Origin of the sequence: Streptomyces aquilus, from assembly GCF_003955715.1 — a bacterium.
Classification (GTDB): Bacteria; Actinomycetota; Actinomycetes; order Streptomycetales; family Streptomycetaceae; genus Streptomyces; species Streptomyces aquilus.
This window is the reverse complement of the sequence record NZ_CP034463.1, coordinates 6,862,647-6,880,934: the sequence shown is the minus strand read 5'-3', so window position 1 is coordinate 6,880,934 and position 18,288 is coordinate 6,862,647. Positions and strand designations below refer to the sequence as shown.

The following is an 18,288-nucleotide window of genomic DNA, read 5'->3' as shown; positions in this document are numbered from 1 at the left end:
GGCGTGCCGGTCCGCGTGAGCTCGCGTTGTGCGGGGCCGGTCCGCGTGAGCTCGCGTTGTGCCGGGCCGGTTCGTTGTGGGGCGGGGCCGCGCCGGGGGGTGTCCGTCCTCGGAACGGCGCGGAATCGGTCAGTCGAGAGGGCAGCGGTGTTGACGCGCCAACCGCTGCGGGCGGACACCCCCCGACACGTCCTCGCGCCGCCGTCGCGCACTGCCCGTCCGCGGGGGTGCGCGTTCGATCCCGGCGCCGTGTGCGCGCCCGGCTCACCACTGAAGGTCCGTGGTGGCGTGGGCCGAGGCTCGTGTGAGTCGGCGGGTGGCGTGGAGGAGGAGGGCTGCCGCCGCGATGCCGCATGCGAGGGCTGGGACGGAGCCCGGGCCCCAGGTGTCCACGAGGGTGGTCACCGGGGTGCCCAGGAAGGCGCAGCCGGGGAGGCGGGACGCGAAGGTCGTGGCCAGGGCTGTTGCTTCGGTGGTGACGGTGACCGTGAGGACCAGGGCGGGGGCGTGGGTGAAGCCGTGGGTCGTGAGGAGGCGGGAGAGGTAGAGGAGGGCGCCGAGGGTCATCGTCTGGGCGTACGGGGCCGGTTCGTCCAGGGCCACAGCGGTCAGGGCCATGAGGGCCGCCAGCGTGGCCAGGTAGAGGGCGAACGCGCCCAGGAGGAGCGGGTGTACGGCTGCGGCGAAGTCCTCCAGGCCTCGGCTCGCCGTCAGTTTGCGGCGGGCTCGGGTGGTGAGGAGGTGGGCGGTCCAGGCCGCGGGCGCCAGGGACAGGGCGAGGGCCAGGGCGGGGGCGCCCGCCGCGGGCCAGGCGGCGTCCATGGTGCCGGTCGGGAGGGTGTCGGGGCCGCTGGCGACGGCTTGTCGGAGCAGGCCGTCGCCCAGGAGGGCGTAGGTGATCAGCCAGCAGGTGAGGGCGCGGGTTCGGGGGTGGGTGGGGTGAGTGGTGCTCAGGGGGCCTCTGTTCAGGGCCGCGCGTAAGGCCAGGGCCACGGCGAGGGTGCCGATGGCCGCTGTCAGAAGGCGGGGTCGGCCGTGGGTGACGTGGATGCCGGTGAGTGTCGCCGCGCACAGTGCGCCCGGCAGGAGCGTGAGCAGCGCCCAGTCGGCGCGAGTGCGGGGCGCCTGAGGGGGTGCGGTCGGCGCCGTGGAGTCGCCGTCTCGGGAGGCGCGTGCGTACATCTCCTCGGCGAGTGAGAAGACGTCCCGGTGGCGGAAGCGGGTCGCGGTGCGGTCGGTGACGCCGTGGGCCTCCAGGCCCGCCGCGATCTCCAAGGGGTCGACGGCTCGTTCGCACAGTTCGCGGTGACGGTGCATCAGGGCCTTGACCGGGTCCGCGGCCGTTCGGCGTGGGGTGGGGGCGGTCTGCGCACCGCGGGGTGTGGTCGCCGCGGGTGCGGTACGGGGTGGAGTGGCGGGCGTGGTTCGCTGGGTGGCCTCAGGCGCCGGCCGGTCGGTCGGCCGCGCTTCGCCGGCGTCCTCGGCGTCCGCCATGAGCGCCGTACGGTCGCCGTCCGTCAGCCACTCTTCCGACCGCGCGTCCCACGCCCCGGGGCTGTCCGGCGTGCCCGGCTGGTCCAGTTCGCCCGGGCGCCCCCGTTCGTCCAGCTCGCTCATCGCGCCACCTCCGGGGTGTTGGCGCGTACCGGCGGGCCCGCTGCCCAGCCGGGGCCGCCGCGGGCCACCACGCGGGCGCTGGGGCCGGTCCAGCGGCCGGGCATGTGGGCCTCGGCGGGGACGGCGAACGGGCGGGGTTCTCCCGTGGTGTCGTCGAGGACGACCCGGCGGACCGGGTGGCGCGAGACGATCTCCAGGTAAATGCCGTGAAATGCCGTGATGTTCTGTTCGACGGTGAACAACTCAAGGGCGCGGGCGCGTGCGGCGGCGCCCAGGCGCGCACGGCGCTCGGGGTCGCGCAGCAGCGCCACGCACGCCTCGGCGAGCGCCCGCGGATTGCGCGGCGGTACGACGAGTCCGGTGCCGCCGATCACCTCGACCACCGCGCCGACGTCGGTGGACACCGTCGCGCGGCCGCAGAACATGGACTCGACCAGGCTGATCGGAAACCCCTCGACCACGCTCGACAGCACGGTCACCGCGCCGGACGCGTACGCCTCGGCCGGGCTCGGGATGTCCGGGGCGCCGATCTCCTCGAAGGACACGGGGTTGTCGCCGACGGCGTGCAGCCCGTCCGCCTCGTCAGGGAAGAGCTGCGCGGCGAGCGCCTTGCAGTGGCCGAGGTAGGCCGCGCCCTCGCTGCCCGCGGGGACGCCGATGATCCGCAGCCGGGTCTTCGGCTCCTCCTTGCGGATCTCCGCGAAGGCGTGGAGGAGGGAGATCAGGTCCTTCGTCGGTTCCACGCGGCCGACCCAGGTGAGGGTGTCCGGGTCCGCGCACTCCGGGGACTCGCCGATCTCCGCGAAGCGGGTGGCGTCCATGCCCGGGTAGACGGTACGGATCTTGTCGCGGTCGGCGCCGCAGCGTTCCTGCCAGCGGCGGGCGTGCGCGTTGCCGGGGGTGATGACGGCGGCCCGGGCGTAGACCTCCGCGGCGAGCCTGCCGTGGAAGGCGGCGAGCAGGGCGCGTACGGAAGGGGAGGCCTCGGTGGCGGACAGGTGGTGGGTGCGCAGCTGGACGCCGTACTCGGTCACCAGCAGGGGTACGCCGGAGAAGTGGCGGGCGAGCAGGCCGGGGAGCGCCGCCGGGCCGCCCGAGGTGGCGTGGCAGAGGTCGACCGAGCCGAGGCCGTCGTCCTCGTACCAGTCGAGGGCCAGGGGGCGCAGGGCGCGCTCCAGGTGTGCGGCGACGGCGAGCAGATCGGGGACGCGCGCCGCGCGGGCCGCGCGAGGGGCGCCCGGCGTACGACAGGCGCGCTCCAGGGCGCGTACGGCGGTCTCGGAGCGGAGCGCCCCGCTCAGGCCGCCCTCGTCGCGGGCGAGTTCGGCGAGGCCGTACAGCGCGCTGCCGAAACGGTCCGCCTCAGCGGCCGACGCCTCCTCTGAGGGGCCCGTGCACAGGACGGCCGCCAACTCGCCGTAGTGCTCGGCGAACCGTCGGCGCGCGCGGCGCCCATGGGCGATCCCGTCGTCCTCCACGGTCCACAGCGGGGCCGTCCGCACGCGGCTGACCTGCGGCGGCAGGGTGACCCAGCCCTCGTCCTCCTGCCGCCGGCTGCGGCTGAGCGCGTAGATGTCGAACTCGTGTTGATCGAGCCCGCGCACGAGCCGGTCGCACCACAGCCTGGCGTCACCGCTCACATACGGATAGCCACCCTCCGTAAGCAGTCCGATGCGCACGAGTACACCCCCGATCTCCCGTATGGGGAGCCGCCGTTGACCCGGCGGCTCGCAGCGGGACGAACGTATGCGGACAAGGCGGTGGTGCGACGGACGGTTGTCCGTCGCACCACCAAAAGGGGTGAACGCTCGTAACTTTCCCGTGCGGGTCGCGTTCGCTCGCGCTAAGAGATCAAGCAGTTACGTTACGTCAGGCAGCGGCCAGTTCCCGACGGGTGGCTCTGCGGCGGGCGGCCACCTCGGGGTCGAGTGCCGGTACGGCGGCCAGGAGTTGCTGGGTGTACGGGTCCTGGGGGTTGTCGTACACCTCGTCGGCCGGGCCGGACTCGACGATCCGTCCCTGCCGCATCACCGCGACCCGGTCGCTGACCTGTCGTACGACGGCCAGGTCGTGCGCGACGAAGACGAGCGCGAGTCCGAGTTCGCGCTGCAACTCGCCGAGCAGGGCGACCACTTGGGCCTGCGTGGTGACGTCGAGCGCGGAGACGGGCTCGTCGCAGACGATGACGCGCGGGTCGGCGGCGAGCGCGCGGGCGATGCCCACGCGCTGGCGCTGTCCGCCGCTGAACTCGTGCGGGTAGCGGTCGTAGTGCGCCCCTTCGAGCCCCACGCGCTCCAGCAGTTCCGTCACGCGCCCCCTGATGCGCGTCTCGTCGCGCTCGCCCCGCGCGCGGAGCGGGTCGGCTATGGACTCGCCCACGCTGCGGCGAGGGTTGAGGGAGGAGACGGGGTCCTGGAAGACCATCTGGACTTCGGGGCGCACTCCGCCGCCGGGCTTGATCTCCCCGGCCGTCGGCTCCAGCAGCCCGACCAGCATCCGGCCGAGCGTCGTCTTGCCGCTGCCGCTCTCCCCGACCACGCCGAGGGTCTCGCCCCGCCGGATGGTCAGCGAGACGCCGTCGACGGCCGTGAAGGCCTTCTTCCCCCGCCCGAACTCACGCCGCAGGCCGATCGCTTCGAGTACGACGGCACCGGGCTCCAGCGCCGCCCCGCCCGGCTCGTGGGCGACCGGGCCGGGTTCCCGGGCGGATTCGGCCGACTCGAAGGCGGGCTCGCCCGACTCCAGGACGGACCCGCCCGACTTGAAGGCGACTGCGCCGGGTTCCCGGGCGGACCCGGCCGACTCAAGGGCGGCCGCGCCCGACTCCAGGACGCACCCGCCCGACTCAAAGGCGACCACACCCGACTCCAGCACAGCCCCGGCCGGCCCCACGACCGCCGCACCCGCCTCCCCCGCCACCCCGGCAGTCACCCGGCGCGCGTCCACGCGCGGGACCGCGGCCAGCAGTTCGCGTGTGTACGGCTCTCCCGGCGTCCCGAGCACCGTGCCGACCGGACCGTGCTCGACCGCCCGGCCGTGTCGCATCACCAGCACCTCGTCGACGCTCTCCGCCGCCACGCCCACGTCGTGCGTGACGAGGAGCAGGCCCATGCCGGTCTCCTCGCGCAGCGTGTGCAGCAGGTCGAGGATCTGGGCCTGGACGGTGACGTCGAGCGCGGTGGTCGGCTCGTCGGCGATCAGCAGAGCCGGTTCGCAGGCGAGCGCCATGGCGATCAGCGCGCGCTGGCGCATGCCGCCGCTGAACTCGTGCGGGCGCGAACGGGACCGCCGTGGCGCGTCCGGAATTCCCACCCGCTCCAGCACCTCCACCGCACGCGCGCGTGCGGCTCGTCGCGACACACGCGCGTGCACGCGGTACACCTCGGCGATCTGGTCGCCGATCGCGTAGTACGGGTCGAGGGACGACAGCGGGTCCTGGAAGACCATGGCGGCCTTTCCGCCGCGCAGCCGCCGCAACTCCTCGTCCGACGCCTGTTCCACGTCGGTGCCGGCGACCTCGACCGAGCCGCCGACCCGCGCGCCCGTCCCCCGGTGCAGCCCCAGCAGGGCCGAGGCCACCGTGGACTTGCCGGAGCCGGACTCGCCGACGAGGGCGAGGGCGCCGCCCTGCTCCAGCCGGAAGGAGAGCCCGTCGACGGCCCGGAGGGAGCCGAACTCGACCGTCAGGTCCTTGACGTCCACGAGGCTCATGCGAGCACCACCCGTCGGTCGGCCACCGCGTACAGCACGTCCGCGACGGCGTTGGCGAGGACCACGAAGAATCCGATGACCAGGACCATGCCGACCACGACCGGAAGGTCGACCACATTGACGGCATGGACGAGTTCTTGACCGATGCCTGGAAGGCCGAAGAGCGTCTCGGTGAGGACGGCTCCGCCCACCGCGCTGCCGAAGTTGTTGGCGTTGAGCGCGATGACGGGCGCGATCGCCCCGCGCAGCGCGTGCCGTCCGATCACCGACCGCTCCCCCACGCCGTACGCGCGGAAGGTGCGGATGTGGTCCTCGGCGAGCGTCTCCAGCATCGACGCGCGCGTGAGGCGGGCGAACGCGGCGGCCTCGATGAGGGCGAGCGACAGCCAGGGCAGCAGCAGGTTCCAGGCCCACTGCTCGGGGTCGTCGGTGAACTTCACGTACTGCGGGAACGGCAGCAGTTGGAGCTGGCCGCAGACGACGATCATCAGCACCAGGCCGATGACGAAGACCGGCGTCGCCACCCCCGCGAGCGTGACGCCGGTCAGCAGCCGCTCGCTGAGCCGGCCGCGCCGCCAGGCGGACAGGACGCCGGTGCCGACGCCGAGGATCAGCCACAGCACCATCGCGCCGAACACCAGCGACAGGCTGACCGGCAGCTTGTTCAGGATCAGCTGCGTGACCTGCTGGTCGCTCTGGTACGACAGCCCGAGGCAGGGCGCCGAGCAGTGCTCCACGGAGGTGCCGGTCGAGTAGTCCTGGCCGGCCACGAGGCCCTCCAGGAAGTGCCAGTAGCGCACATACAGGGGGTCGTCGAGCCGGAGCTGCTGGGAGACCTGGTGCACCTGTTCCGGCGAGCAGCGCGGGCCGCAGGTGATCTGGGCGACGTTGCCGGGGGTGACGTAGAAGACGACGTAGACGATCACCGAGATGGCGAGCAGGGTGACGACGGCGCCGAGTGCTCGGCGCAGGAGAAAGCCGGTCATGCCTTGGCCTCCCTCTTGCGGCCCGTGCCGACGCGCAGCCGGGACGCCGCGCGCGGGTCCAGCGCGGTGCGTACACCGTCGCCGAGGACGGTCAGGGCGAGGACGGTGACGAAGAGCGCGCCGGCGGGCAGCAGCAGGTACTGCGGGGCGGCCTGGTACCAGACGTCGGCGGCGGTGAGCATCTGTCCCCAGGACGGCGTCGGCGGCTTCACACCGACGCCGAGGAAGGACAGGGCGGCCTCGGCCGAGATGTTGGACGGCACCAGCAGGGCGGCGTAGGTGATGATCGGCGCGGCGATGCCGGGCAGCAGTTCGCGGCGGGCGATGCGCCAGGTGCCCCAGCCGCTGAGCCGGGCCGCGGCCACGTAGTCGAGCTGTTTGAGCGTGAGCGTCTGGGCGCGCACGATCTTGGCGATGGTGCCCCACCCGATCAACCCGATGACCAGCGCGACCAGTACAGGTCGCGGGAAGCTCGACGGGACGATCGCGAGCAGCGCCAACGACATGATCATGAGTGGCAGGGCGACGATGACGTCCGTGAACCTGCTCAACAGTTGATCAACCCATCGACTGCCCAGTGCGGCCGATACACCCACGACGACACCGATCACGATCTGGACGACCGTGGCGGCCAGCGCGACCCCCAGCGAGACCCGGGCGCCGTACACGAGCCGGGCGAACAGGTCGCGTCCCGTCTGCGGTTCGACGCCGAGCCAGTGGTCCCCGCTGATGCCGCCGAGCGAACCGATCGGCACGCCCCCGCGCGCGGAGTCCACCAGGGACGAGTGGTACGTGTTCGGGTCCTGGCCCTCCAGCGCGGTGAGCAGCGGCGCCGCGAGGGCGACCAGGACGAGCAGCGCGACGACGCCCGCCGCGACCATGGCGGCCCGCTGCGCCCGCAGCCGCCGCCAGAACTGACGAGCCCCCGAGACCCCCGGGACGACTGCCCCGGGGGTCTCGACGGCGACAAGTGCCTCGCTCATCGGGTTACTTGACCGCGACCTGCGAGATGTCCAGCACACCGGTCCAGTCGCTGATCACGACGTTCTTGATGTCCTTGCCGACCAACCGCTTGTAGACCGGGTGGAACAGCGGCACGGTCAGCGCCTGCTCACCGACCTTCTTGTCCAGTGCGCCCCACCTCTTGGCGGCAGCGTCAAGATCGGTCAACTTGTTGATCGCGTCAATCTCGGCATTGACCGACTTGTCATTGAGCAGGCCCGAGTTGAAGTTCGCGCCGTCCTTGACGATCTGACGGCCGTCGAAGATCGGGGCGAGGAAGGGACCGCCGGAGGGCCAGTCGGCACCCCACGCGGAGAGGAAGAAGCCCGGCTCGGTCTTCACGCTGTGGACGGTGTCCGAGTAGTTGTTGTCCTCCAGGCCCTGGAGCTTGACCGTGATGCCGGCCTTCTTGAGCGCGTCCTGGATCGCGGTCGCGATCTCGGGGCTGGTCTTGAAGTTCTGGGCGTTGTTGTGGGTCAGCGTGACGGTGAGCCCGTTCGGGTAACCGGCCTCCTTCAGCAGCTCCTTGGCCTTGGCCGCGTTGCCGGTCGCACCCGCCGGGAACAGGTCGTAGGGCTCGTACCCGAAGGACTTCTGGTTGGGCAGGAAGGTGGTGGCGGCCTCGGCCAGCGACGACCCGCCGGCGGCGTTCACGACCGACGAACGGTCGACGGCGTACGAGATCGCCTGCCGCACCTTGACGTTGTTGAACGGCTTGACGGTCGGGTTGAACGCTATGTAGTTCGTGTAGCCGAAGTGGCCGGTGCCGACCCGTGCGGCGAGCTCCTTGTCGCCGGTCACCTTGGCGAGTTCGGCGGGGCCGAGGTTGGTGTCCGTGGTGACCGCCGCCGCGTCCGCTCCCTGAGACGCGGACAGCCGCTGGTTGATCACCGAGGCGTCGAGCCCGGACCTGACGTCGATCTTGTCCGGGTACGCCTTGCGCTCGGCGTCCGTCGAGGCGGACCAGTGCGTGTTGCGCTCCAGGAGGACGGTCTCGCCGTCGTTCTCGTTCTTGACGACCTTGTAGGGCCCGGACGAGATCGGGTGCTCCTCGTACTTCGTGCCGGTGTCCTTGGCCTTCGGCACGGGCGCGAACTGCGTCTGCGTGGCCAGGAAGGGGAACTCGCCCTCGGGCTTGTTCAGATGGAAGACGATGGTCCGGTCGTCCGGCGTCTCGATCGCGTCGAGCCCGCCCTTGTCCTTGTACGGCCCCTGGTAGTCGGCCGCGCCGACCAGCCAGTCCCGCAGATAGGGCGCCCCGCCGGACAGCTCGGGCGCGAAGGAGCGCTCGATGCCGTACTTGATGTCGGCCGAGGTGATCGCGGTGCCGTCCTCGTACTTCAGGCCCGTCTTCAGGGTGTACGTCCACACGGTCGCGTCCTTGTTGGGGCGCCCGGTGTCGGTGGCGAGGTCGGGGACGACCTTCGCGCCGGCCGCGCCGCTCTCGCGGTTGCGGGTGGTGAGCGTACGGAAGACGAGCGAGGGCACGTTGCCGCCGCCCGAGGTGTACAGCCGGGCCGGGTCGAAGTCGGTCTGCGGCTCGGAGTTCAGGACCGTGAGGGTGCCGCCCTTGTGGGGCGTGGAGTCGCCACCGGAGCCCTTGGCATCGTTGTCCTCAGGGCCGCAGGCGGCGGCGCCCGCTGCCAGCACCAGGCTTACGGATGCCGCGGCCACGCGGCGCGCGATGACGGACGGTTGACGCATCGGAGACGACCTCTCGGAAGATGATTCGCCGTGTCTCGGATGACGAGACAGATGGACGAAGGGTGAGACGAAAGTGAACAGACGTCTGCCCGGGCGTCAGGCCGTCGAAAACCCGCGAGCGACAGCTCACGGGAGGAGAAAGAGATCGCGACGCGAACGCCAGAGGGCGGACGTCAGCGACAGTGAATGTCGGCCACGCACAACGCGGTCACGCCGATGAGCGCCAGCTCGATGGCGGCGCAGACGGAGGCGTGAGAGGACGACATGCGCAGAAAATTAGTACGACTTTTCTGCGCATGTCAACGTGACCTGTGAGGCTTCCGTCAACTCCCGGGATACGGCCAGGGGTTGGGCAGACAGTGGATTCCGTCGTGGTCCAGGAACTTGGTCTGCTGCTGCATGACGGGGGCGAGTTCGCCGTCCTTGTCGCAGGTCACGTGGTGGTTGCCCAGCCGGTGACCGACCTCGTGATTGATCAGCATCTGCCGGTAGGCGTGGATCTGGTCGCCATAGGTCTTCGACCCCTGGGCCCACCGGTACGCGTTGATCATCACGCGCTCGGTGGCGGCCGAATCGCAGGACACGTTGTCCACGGTCGTGTCCAGACCGGACTTGGCGCACCATTTCGCGGTCGTCCCCGGACTGGCGAGCGTGATCACGAAGTCGGGCTTGCCGGAGTAGATGCGCTCGAAGGTGCGGGCACCGTTGTGCGCCCAGCTCCGGTCGTCGTTGAGCGTCTTCTGCACCGCCTCGGCGAACAGCTCCGCGTCGAGCCCCAGTCCCTGCTCGACGTCGACCCGGTAGGTGTACTTCTGCCCCCTGCCGGGCGCCTTGGCGACGCCTTTGACCGCGTCGAACTTCCCCGACCCGGCCAGCCCCGCGGCGAGCGCGTACTTCTTGCCCATCTTCTGCTCGTACGTCAGCGTCGCCACGCGCGGCGACGACGGCGTCGGCCGCCCGTCCCCGCGCGAGGCAGGGTCGCGGGCGTCCCGCGCCTGGTCGGTGGCCGACTGCGACCGTACGTCGCTGCCGTCCTGCCGGTCGGCGACCTGACCGGCGACGACGACGGCCAGCACGGTGGTGACCGCGGCGGCCGCGATCCCGGTGAAGGTCCGCCCCTTGCTCCCCTTGCCGCGCACGGGTTCACCGGTGGGCTCCGCGCCCTCGTCGCCGCTACGCGGTTCCGGGACGGTCCGCCACTCGCCGGCCGCGGAGGGATGAGCCGTACGGCGTGAGAACGCGGGGTTCTGGTCGGTACGCGGCGAGAACAGATCGACGTCCTCGTCCCCGAAGGCGTCGACATAGTCCTGCCGGGGACCGGCCTGCCGAGGCCCACCGGGAGGCGCCTGCCGCTGCCGAGGCAGGGTGACACGGGGCCCGGCACTCACACCGTGCGCCCCCAACTCACCCCACCCGCCCCCGGTTTCCCGCTGCTCCGGGTGCCCGCCCCGCACGCGGGGGGTGCCGTGCGCGGGAGTACCACCACCAGGGAACCGGGGCACACCGTGGGCGGGGGTGCCATCGGGAAGCCTCGGCACACCCTGAGCGGGCGTCCCGTCGGCGAACCGCGGCACACCACGCGCGGGCGTGCCATCCGGAAGCCTCGGCACACCACGGGCCGGAGTCCCGTCCGGAAGCCGCGGAACCCCGCGCGCAGGCGTCCCCTCCGGCGGCCGTGCACCCTGCGCGACCCGGTAGACCGGGTCCCCGTACACCGAAGGCCCGCCCGCCGCAGGCATCCCCTGCTGTCGGCCGACCCCGAGCTGCTGCCCCGCCGCACCCGGCTGCCCCGCCGCGCCCTGCTGAGCCGGCCCACCCTGTCCCCGCGGTCCCGGGGAACCCGCGTCCCCCTGGCCCCCTCGCCTTGCGGCTATGTCCGCGGACTCACCCTTGGGTGCGGGCCCGCGGCGGCTGTGGCGTCCCACCTCGCGCCTCAGCTCCCCGCACTCGAGGACTCGACGGCACCATCACCGGAGCCCGACACCCCGTCGGCACCTTCGGAGGCACCACCCGAGCCCGACACGACAACAGCCCGCTCGGAGCCACCGTCCGAACCCGGCACCACGCCCGAACCCCCCAACTCCACCCGAATGGCGAGGAGTTCACCGAACGCCCGAGCCACCGTCTCCGGGTACTCCATCATCGCCACATGCCCCGCGTCCGGCAGGCTGAGGAGTCGGGAGTCGCGGAAGGCGCGCGCCGCCTTCCGCGCCATGCGGTAGCCGACGAGCTGGTCGCGACCGCCGTAGACGAGGAGCGTGGGCGCGAGGACCCGCTCGGCCTGGCGCCACAGCGCGTGCTGCCCGCCCAGCGTGTACGCGTTGACGATCCCGCGCGCGGAACGCGTCATCGCGTCCCAGAAGTACGGTAGTTGCTGCCGCCGCTCCATCTCCTCGACGGCGTGCCGGAAGCCTTCCGGCGACACGCGCGCGGGATCGCCGTAACAGAGCGCCATGACCCCGCGGACCCGCTGCTCGGCCGTCCAGTCCCGGCTCAGCCGCGCGAAGAGCGCCGTCACACCGGGAAGGGCCATCAGCGCCGTGGGCACCGCGGTCCGCTGCACGCGGATCTCCGGGAGCGCCGGCGAGACCAGGGTGAGCGTACGGACGAGGTCCGGGCGCACCGCGGCGACCCGGGTCGAGACCGCGCCGCCGAGGGAGTTGCCGAACAGGTGGACCGGCCCGCGGCCGGAGGCGTCGAGATAGCGGATCACCGCACGCGCGTGTGCGGTGATCGAGTAGTCGCCGTCGTCCGGTGGCGGCGAGTCCCCGAAGCCGGGCAGGTCGACGGCCTCACCGTCGACCACGGCCTCCAACTCCTGCATCAGCGCCGACCAGTTCTGCGAGGAACCGCCCAGACCATGGACGAAGAGCGCGGGCGGCAGCCCCTCGCGCGCGGGCGGCCTCGACCGCACCGTCAGCGTGATCCCCGGCAGCCCGACCGAGCGCAGCCGCTCGCCTTCCGCGACCCTGACGGCCGCCACCTTCGGAAGAACGTTGGTGGCCGGCACGATCGGCAGCTCGGTCGAAGACATGCGGCAATGTTACGAGACGATCACGCACTGGTTCATGTGTTCGCGGTCACAAGGGGCACTCGTATCCCAGCCCGCACCCCGGGAAGAACACACACAGAGCATGCACAGAGCACGTACAGAGCATGCGCGCATCGCATAGCGCCCGATTCGGGTGTCTCCTAGGCTCGTACGCAGGGCACCCGCATGTGGCCCCCTGCTGACCCAGGGACGTTCTAGGAAGGGAGCCCACCATGACCTACGACCCCAGCGACCCCGACACCTTCGAGAACGGCGACCCCGCCGAGCTCGACGTCGAGGCCCCCGAGGACGACGCCGCCGAACAGCAGACGGACGTCACCGCCGACCGCGACGATCCACTGACCGGCGTGGACCCCGCGCGGGCCAACGAGGCCGACCTCATCGAACAGGCCCGGGTCGTCCGGACCGACGAGGACGACTACCGCTGACCCGCCCGCCGACCCGCGGTGAGCAGGAAAGGTGCGTATGCTGCCCGCTCGATCCCTCTTTGAAACCTTTGCACGGCTATCGCCATCGTCCGGTACGTGAAATTCTGCGCTCGCACCGCGCACACCACGGTTACCGAAAAGTACGATGGCGGGCGCGGCGCACACCGCAAGTGGACGACTTTTGGGAGGCGGCGTGACAGCCATCGAGCAGACAGAGGCGGCACGCCCGCGAGGCACGCGCCTGCCGCGCCGTGCCCGACGGAATCAGCTGCTGGGCGCCGCACAGGAAGTCTTCGTGGCGCAGGGCTACCACTCGGCCGCGATGGACGACATCGCCGAGCGCGCCGGCGTCAGCAAGCCGGTGCTCTACCAGCACTTCCCGGGCAAGCTCGACCTCTACCTCGCGCTGCTTGACCAGCACTGCGAGGCGCTGATCGGTTCGGTACGGCAGGCGCTGGCGTCGACGACCGACAACAAGCAGCGCGTACGGGCGACCATGGACGCCTATTTCGCGTACGTCGAGGACGACGGCGGTGCCTTCCGGCTGGTCTTCGAGTCGGACCTGACGAACGAGCCCGCGGTCCGCGAGCGCGTCGACAAGGTCACGAACGAGTGCGCCGAGGCGATCACCGATGTCATCGCCGAGGACACCGGCCTCTCGCGCGCGGAGTCGATGCTGCTGGCCTCTGGCCTGGGTGGCCTTGCCCAGGTCGTGGCCCGCGCGTGGCTGCACAGCGACCGCAGCGTCCCGCGCGAGCAGGCCGTCCAGCTGCTGACCTCGCTCGCCTGGCGAGGCATCGCCGGTTTCCCGTTGCACGGCACCGAGCACCACTGACCCGCCCCGGGGACATTTGTTCCCGCCCGCTGTTCGCTGTTGGCGTTCTTGCGCGGAGCGTGTACGTCCCCTCACCGGGCTAATGTGTGCTGGGTACGGCGCGGAAGGTCGCGCACTTCACTGACCGTCGGAGGGACATAGCCGTGGAGGTCAAGATCGGCGTGCAGCACGCGCCCCGCGAGATCGTTCTGGAGAGCGGTCAGAGTGCCGAGGAGGTCGAGCGCGTGGTGGCCGAGGCACTCGCCGGAAAGTCGCAGCTGCTGAGCCTCACGGACGAGCACGGCCGCAAGGTCCTGGTCCCGGCCGACCGCCTGGCCTACGTGGAGCTCGGCGAGCCGGCCCCGCGCAAGGTGGGCTTCGGCGCGCTGTAGGCAGACGCACGAGGAAGGGCCCGGCGACGTGAAGTCGCCGGGCCCTTCGTCGTCGCACGGACAGAACGGGCCCTTCGTCGTCGTACGAACAGAAGCGGCGCGAGCCTCCGCAAGATTTTTTTCTCCACATATGGAGCACAAGTCACGCACAGAGGAGGATTGCATTCCGCAGGTCACGGGTATGACGGGCTACGACCGTGATACGCAGCGTGGCCGTGTGGGAGGGACCCCAATGATCTTGCTGGAAGCGCTCGGTTCCGCTCTGCTCGGTCTCGTCCTGGCGGTCGCCGCCGCGCACCGCCTGGCCCACCGCCTGCCCGCCCGCTCCCTGGTCCTCGCGACGGGAGTGGCCGGCGCCCTCTTCGGCGCCTTCATCACCCACAGCGCCCTGGGCGCGGGCAACGTCCTGCTGACCCTGATCGGCGCGACGGTGGTCTCGATCGCTTCCCTCTCGCTCCTGCTCCGCCCCGCGCGCAGACTCCGCCGCCGATCAGTGGCGGCATAGCTTTCGGACGCCGCTCAGCGCAACGCCCTCACGGGCGCGGGGAACTGCGCGACCAGCCCCCACGCACCCGCAGCCGCGAGACGGACCGCAACCCGCCCCCACGGAGCGCTACGCCGCCAAGCCCAGCGCAGCCATCCGCTTCGTGTGCGCCTCGGTGATCCGCGAGAACATCCGCCCCACCTCGGCAAGATCGAACCCGTCGGCAACCCCGCCGACGAGCATCGTCGACAGCGCGTCCCGGTCGGCGACCACCCGCTGCGACTGCGACAGCGCCTCACCCATGAGACGCCGCGCCCACAGAGCGAGACGCCCGCCCACGCGCGGATCGGCGTCGATCGCGGCCCGCACCTTCTCGACGGCGAACCCGGCGTGCCCCGTGTCGTCGAGCACGGCGAGCACCAGCTCACGCGTGTCCGAGTCCAGCCGCGCCGCGACCTCGCGGTAGAAGTCGCTGGCGATGGAGTCGCCGACGTAGGCCTTGACGAGCCCCTCCAGCCAGTCCGACGGCGCCGTCTGCCGGTGGAAGCCGTCGAGCGCGGCGACGAACGGCTCCATGGCCTGCGTCGGCTCGGCGCCGATCTCGGTCAGCCGGTCGCGCAGCTTCTCGTAGTGGTGGAACTCCGCCGACGCCATCTTCGCCAGCTCCGCCTTGTCCGCCAGGGTCGGCGCCAGCTTGGCGTCCTCCGCGAGCCGCTCGAACGCCGCGAGTTCGCCGTAGGCGAGTGCGCCGAGGAGGTCGACGACCGCGGCCCGGTACTGGGGCTCCGCGGAGGCCTGGGCCCAGTCCTGGGCGGCCACTCCGGTGGGCTCGGCGGGTGCGTCAGAGGTGTTGTCAGGCGTCGTCATGAAGCGCACAATAGTCCGCTCTCCGCCCCCCGGAAGTCCCTGGTCAATCAGTGTGACGACGACTACGTGACCAAATCGGCCATCGCATGTGCGCGTTTCCGGGGTATGGTGGTAATGCGCCTGCTGAGTACGCACGTCTATGAGGACCGCGTATCTCGACGGGCCGCACGTATGAGGATGCCCGGTCGGTGGCCCGATCGGCTCCGACCTGACAGCTCTCCTCGCCCGTACGGCACTGTGCGTACGGCATCCGGAGGGACCCTCAGCGGTTCGAGCGCTAGAGCGTCGGCAGAGGTCCCGTGCCATTACGGCTGGTCCGTAAGGCAGTCGACGTCCCCAGCACGGTCTTTAAGAGACCCCCGAGCTCGCCTCGCACCGCGTACACAGAAGAGGCAGCACCCTGACTACGACGTTCAGAGATCTCGGAATCCTCCCCGAGACCGCCGAGGCCCTTGAGGCCGTCGGCATCATCAACCCCTTCCCCATCCAGGAGATGACGCTCCCCGTCGCCCTTTCCGGCACGGACGTCATCGGCCAGGCCAAGACCGGCACCGGCAAGACGCTGGGCTTCGGCCTCCCGCTCCTCGAGCGCGTCACCGTCCCCGCCGATGTCGAGGCCGGCCGCGCCGCCCCCGAAGCGCTCACCGACGCCCCGCAGGCCCTCGTCGTCGTCCCCACGCGCGAGCTGTGCACCCAGGTCACCAACGACCTGCTGACCGCGGGCAAGGTCCGTAACGTACGCGTGCTCGCCATCTACGGCGGCCGCGCCTACGAGCCCCAGGTCGAGGCCCTCAAGAAGGGCGTCGACGTCATCGTCGGCACCCCGGGCCGGCTCCTGGACCTCGCGGGCCAGAAGAAGCTCAACCTCAAGCACGTCAAGGCGCTCGTCCTCGACGAGGCCGACGAGATGCTCGACCTGGGCTTCCTGCCCGACGTCGAGAAGATCATCGACATGCTGCCGGCCCGCCGCCAGACCATGCTGTTCTCGGCGACCATGCCGGGCGCGGTCATCGGTCTCGCCCGCCGCTACATGTCGCGGCCCACGCACATCCGCGCCACCGCGCCGGACGACGAGGGCGTGACGGTCGCGAACATCTCGCAGCACGTGTACCGCGCGCACAACATGGACAAGCCCGAGATGGTCGCGCGCATCCTGCAGTCCGAGGGCCGCGGACTGGCCATGATCTTCTGCCGTACGAAGCGCACCGCCGCCGACCTCGCCGACCAGCTCAAGCAGCGCGGCTTCGCCTCCGGCGCGGTCCACGGCGACCTCGGCCAGGGCGCCCGCGAGCAGGCGCTGCGCGCGTTCCGCAACGGCAAGGTGGACGTCCTCGTCTGCACCGACGTCGCCGCGCGCGGCATCGACGTCGAGGGTGTCACGCACGTCATCAACTACCAGTCCCCCGAGGACGAGAAGACGTACCTGCACCGGGTCGGCCGTACCGGCCGCGCGGGCGCCAAGGGCATCGCGATCACCCTCGTCGACTGGGACGACATCCCGCGCTGGCAGCTGATCAACAAGGCGCTGGAGCTCAACTTCAACGACCCGCCGGAGACGTACTCCAGCTCCCCGCACTTCTACGAGGAGATGAACATCCCCGCGGGCACCAAGGGTGTCCTGCCGCGTGCCGAGCGCACGCGCGCGGGCCTCGACGCGGAGGAGCTCGAGGACCTCGGCGAGACCGGCGGCCGTGGTGGCCGCGGTCGCGGTGACCGGACCGGCCGTGACGGTCGGGGCGGTCGAGGCGGCCGGGACGAGTCCCGTTCCGCCGACGCCGAGCGTTCACCTCGTACGCCGCGTCGTCGCCGCCGTACCCGCAACGGCGCCGTGCTGGACGGCACCTCGGCGCCCGCCGCCGAGGTGACCGCGCCTTCCGCGGACAGCGCGGTGGCCGGGGACGCCCCCGAGACCCGCACCCCGCGCCGCCGTCGCCGCACCCGCAACGGCGCCGCGGCGGAGCAGCCGCCGGCCGTGACCACCACGCCGGAAGCCGCCGAGGTCGCGGTCGACACGGCCGAGGCCGTCGAGACGACGCCGCGTCGCCGCCGCACCCGCAAGACCGCGGAGACCGTCCCGGCGACCGAGCCGGTCGCCACCGAGGCCGTCACCACGGAGTCCGTCGTGGCCGCACCGGTCGTCGCGGAGCCCGAGCCCGAGGCTCCCGCCGCCGCGCCGCGCCGCCGCACCCGCAAGGCCGCGCCGGCTGCCGAGACCGCGGTCGACACCGCCGAGGCCGTCGAGGCCAAGCCGCGTCGCCGCACCCGCAAGACCGCGGAGCCGGTGGCCGCCGCCGAGGTCGTCGAGGCCGCCCCGGCGGTCGTCGCCGAGCCCGAGGCTCCGGCCGCCGCGCCGCGTCGCCGCACGCGCAAGACGGCAGCCGCCGCCGAGACCGCGGTCGACACGGCCGAGGGCACGGAGGCCAAGCCGGCGGTGCGCCGTACGCGCAAGGCCGCCGCCGCGCCGGAGACCACCGCCGAGGCCACCGAGCCGAAGCCGCGCCGGACCCGCAAGACGGCAGCCGCCGCCGAGGCCGCGCTGGACACGGCCGAGGCCACTGAGGCCAAGCCGCACCGCACGCGGAAGACCACGGCTGCTGTCGCCGACACGGCCGAGGCCGCCGAGACCGTGGAAGCCAAGCCGCGTCGGACCCGCAAGACCGCCGCTGCCGCTGCCGAAGCCGCCGTCGACACCGCCGAGGCCGCCGAGGCCAAGCCGCGTCGCACGCGGAAGACCGCCGCCGCTGCCGAGATCCCGGCCCAGGCCGTGGAGGAGGCGGAGGCGAAGCCGCGTCGTACGCGCAAGACGGCCGCTGCCGCCGAAGCCGCCGTGGACACGGCCGAAGGCGTGGAGGCCAAGCCCAAGGTGCGGCGTACCCGCAAGGTCGCGGCTGCCGCCGTCGAGACGGCCGAGTCCGCCGAGACGGTGGAAGCCAAGCCGCGTCGGACCCGTAAGACGGCCGCCGCCGCGGAGACGACCGAGGCGAAGCCGCGTCGGACCCGTAAGGCCGCTGCCTCCGCCGAGATCCCGGCGCAGGTCGCCGAGGACGCGGAGGCCAAGCCGAGGGTGCGGCGTACGCGTAAGGCCGCGGCTGCCTCGGAAGGCTGAGCACGCGTTTGTCGCTGACGGCCCGGTCCACCGACAGGTGGGCCGGGCCGCCGCCATTTCCGGGCACACGGCGCCCAAGGACACGGGCACACTGCCCCCAGGGGCACGGACACACGACGCCCAAG

Annotated in this window: 15 protein-coding genes; 5 read left to right on the top strand and 10 right to left on the bottom strand. The window is 71.8% G+C overall.

Going from position 1 to position 18,288, the window contains the following annotated elements:
• Window positions 1–264: 264 nt before the first annotated feature.
• From EJC51_RS31870 to EJC51_RS31835, 9 genes are all read right to left on the bottom strand, one after another.
• Window positions 265–1,617, bottom strand: a complete 1,353-nt coding sequence (locus tag EJC51_RS31870; protein WP_126274226.1) for a hypothetical protein — start codon at window positions 1,615–1,617, stop codon at window positions 265–267.
• Window positions 1,614–3,296 carry a DUF3492 domain-containing protein gene (locus EJC51_RS31865; protein WP_126274225.1) on the bottom strand — a complete coding sequence of 561 codons (1,683 nt, stop codon included), beginning with the start codon at window positions 3,294–3,296 and terminating at the stop codon, window positions 1,614–1,616. Before EJC51_RS31865 ends, EJC51_RS31870 begins: the two co-directional genes overlap by 4 nt.
• A 190-nt stretch (window positions 3,297–3,486) precedes the next feature.
• Window positions 3,487–5,328, bottom strand: a complete 1,842-nt coding sequence (locus EJC51_RS31860; protein WP_126274224.1) for a dipeptide ABC transporter ATP-binding protein — start codon at window positions 5,326–5,328, stop codon at window positions 3,487–3,489.
• A complete protein-coding gene (locus tag EJC51_RS31855) occupies window positions 5,325–6,314 on the bottom strand; it encodes an ABC transporter permease (protein WP_126274223.1) in 990 nt (329 codons plus the stop codon). Before EJC51_RS31855 ends, EJC51_RS31860 begins: the two co-directional genes overlap by 4 nt.
• Window positions 6,311–7,297, bottom strand: coding sequence for an ABC transporter permease (locus EJC51_RS31850; RefSeq protein WP_126274222.1), 987 nt, complete (start codon window positions 7,295–7,297; stop codon window positions 6,311–6,313). Before EJC51_RS31850 ends, EJC51_RS31855 begins: the two co-directional genes overlap by 4 nt.
• 4 nt (window positions 7,298–7,301) lie before the next feature.
• Complete coding sequence (locus EJC51_RS31845; RefSeq protein ID WP_126274221.1) at window positions 7,302–9,020, bottom strand: ABC transporter substrate-binding protein; 1,719 nt, start codon at window positions 9,018–9,020, stop codon at window positions 7,302–7,304.
• A 173-nt stretch (window positions 9,021–9,193) separates the two neighbouring features.
• On the bottom strand, window positions 9,194–9,286 hold the full coding sequence (locus EJC51_RS49410) for an Ms4533A family Cys-rich leader peptide (RefSeq protein WP_341870679.1): 93 nt from the start codon (window positions 9,284–9,286) through the stop codon (window positions 9,194–9,196).
• 57 nt (window positions 9,287–9,343) lie between these two features.
• Window positions 9,344–10,945, bottom strand: coding sequence for a DUF3152 domain-containing protein (locus EJC51_RS31840; RefSeq protein ID WP_166682924.1), 1,602 nt, complete (start codon window positions 10,943–10,945; stop codon window positions 9,344–9,346).
• Window positions 10,946–10,953: 8 nt separating this feature from the next.
• Window positions 10,954–12,054 (bottom strand): alpha/beta fold hydrolase, encoded by a 1,101-nt coding sequence (locus tag EJC51_RS31835; RefSeq protein ID WP_126274219.1) that lies wholly within the window; start codon window positions 12,052–12,054, stop codon window positions 10,954–10,956.
• Between the two features lie 230 nt (window positions 12,055–12,284).
• Between EJC51_RS31835 and EJC51_RS31830 the strand changes: the two genes are divergently transcribed.
• From EJC51_RS31830 to EJC51_RS31815, 4 genes are all read left to right on the top strand, one after another.
• Window positions 12,285–12,500: a hypothetical protein gene (locus tag EJC51_RS31830; protein ID WP_126274218.1), complete on the top strand. Its 216-nt coding sequence runs from the start codon at window positions 12,285–12,287 to the stop codon at window positions 12,498–12,500.
• Between the two features lie 193 nt (window positions 12,501–12,693).
• Window positions 12,694–13,335: a TetR/AcrR family transcriptional regulator gene (locus EJC51_RS31825; protein WP_059193157.1), complete on the top strand. Its 642-nt coding sequence runs from the start codon at window positions 12,694–12,696 to the stop codon at window positions 13,333–13,335.
• A 143-nt stretch (window positions 13,336–13,478) separates the two neighbouring features.
• Window positions 13,479–13,706, top strand: a complete 228-nt coding sequence (locus tag EJC51_RS31820) for a DUF3107 domain-containing protein (RefSeq protein ID WP_059192479.1) — start codon at window positions 13,479–13,481, stop codon at window positions 13,704–13,706.
• A gap of 232 nt (window positions 13,707–13,938) precedes the next feature.
• The gene (locus tag EJC51_RS31815) at window positions 13,939–14,211 is read left to right on the top strand and encodes a hypothetical protein (RefSeq protein WP_207924768.1); all 273 of its coding nucleotides are present in this window, start codon (window positions 13,939–13,941) and stop codon (window positions 14,209–14,211) included.
• Between the two features lie 108 nt (window positions 14,212–14,319).
• On the opposite strand, the gene EJC51_RS31810 is transcribed toward EJC51_RS31815, so the two are convergent.
• Window positions 14,320–15,057 carry a ferritin-like fold-containing protein gene (locus EJC51_RS31810; protein ID WP_207924769.1) on the bottom strand — a complete coding sequence of 246 codons (738 nt, stop codon included), beginning with the start codon at window positions 15,055–15,057 and terminating at the stop codon, window positions 14,320–14,322.
• 493 nt (window positions 15,058–15,550) lie between these two features.
• On the opposite strand from EJC51_RS31810, the gene EJC51_RS31800 reads away from it, so the two are divergent.
• Window positions 15,551–18,163: a DEAD/DEAH box helicase gene (locus EJC51_RS31800; RefSeq protein WP_126274216.1), complete on the top strand. Its 2,613-nt coding sequence runs from the start codon at window positions 15,551–15,553 to the stop codon at window positions 18,161–18,163.
• Window positions 18,164–18,288 lie beyond the last annotated feature (125 nt).

What these genes read in the sequence shown, in the direction of transcription:
- EJC51_RS31870 (WP_126274226.1), bottom strand. Translation starts at nt 1,617, where the DNA reads ATGAGCGAGCTGGACGAACGGGGGCGCCCGGGCGAACTGGACCAGCCG.
- EJC51_RS31860 (WP_126274224.1), bottom strand. Translation starts at nt 5,328, where the DNA reads ATGAGCCTCGTGGACGTCAAGGACCTGACGGTCGAGTTCGGCTCCCTC.
- EJC51_RS31855 (WP_126274223.1), bottom strand. Translation starts at nt 6,314, where the DNA reads ATGACCGGCTTTCTCCTGCGCCGAGCACTCGGCGCCGTCGTCACCCTG.
- EJC51_RS31850 (WP_126274222.1), bottom strand. Translation starts at nt 7,297, where the DNA reads ATGAGCGAGGCACTTGTCGCCGTCGAGACCCCCGGGGCAGTCGTCCCG.
- EJC51_RS31845 (WP_126274221.1), bottom strand. Translation starts at nt 9,020, where the DNA reads ATGCGTCAACCGTCCGTCATCGCGCGCCGCGTGGCCGCGGCATCCGTA.
- EJC51_RS49410 (WP_341870679.1), bottom strand. Translation starts at nt 9,286, where the DNA reads ATGTCGTCCTCTCACGCCTCCGTCTGCGCCGCCATCGAGCTGGCGCTC.
- EJC51_RS31835 (WP_126274219.1), bottom strand. Translation starts at nt 12,054, where the DNA reads ATGTCTTCGACCGAGCTGCCGATCGTGCCGGCCACCAACGTTCTTCCG.
- EJC51_RS31830 (WP_126274218.1), top strand. Translation starts at nt 12,285, where the DNA reads ATGACCTACGACCCCAGCGACCCCGACACCTTCGAGAACGGCGACCCC.
- EJC51_RS31815 (WP_207924768.1), top strand. Translation starts at nt 13,939, where the DNA reads ATGATCTTGCTGGAAGCGCTCGGTTCCGCTCTGCTCGGTCTCGTCCTG.
- EJC51_RS31810 (WP_207924769.1), bottom strand. Translation starts at nt 15,057, where the DNA reads ATGACGACGCCTGACAACACCTCTGACGCACCCGCCGAGCCCACCGGA.
- EJC51_RS31800 (WP_126274216.1), top strand. Translation starts at nt 15,551, where the DNA reads ATGACGCTCCCCGTCGCCCTTTCCGGCACGGACGTCATCGGCCAGGCC.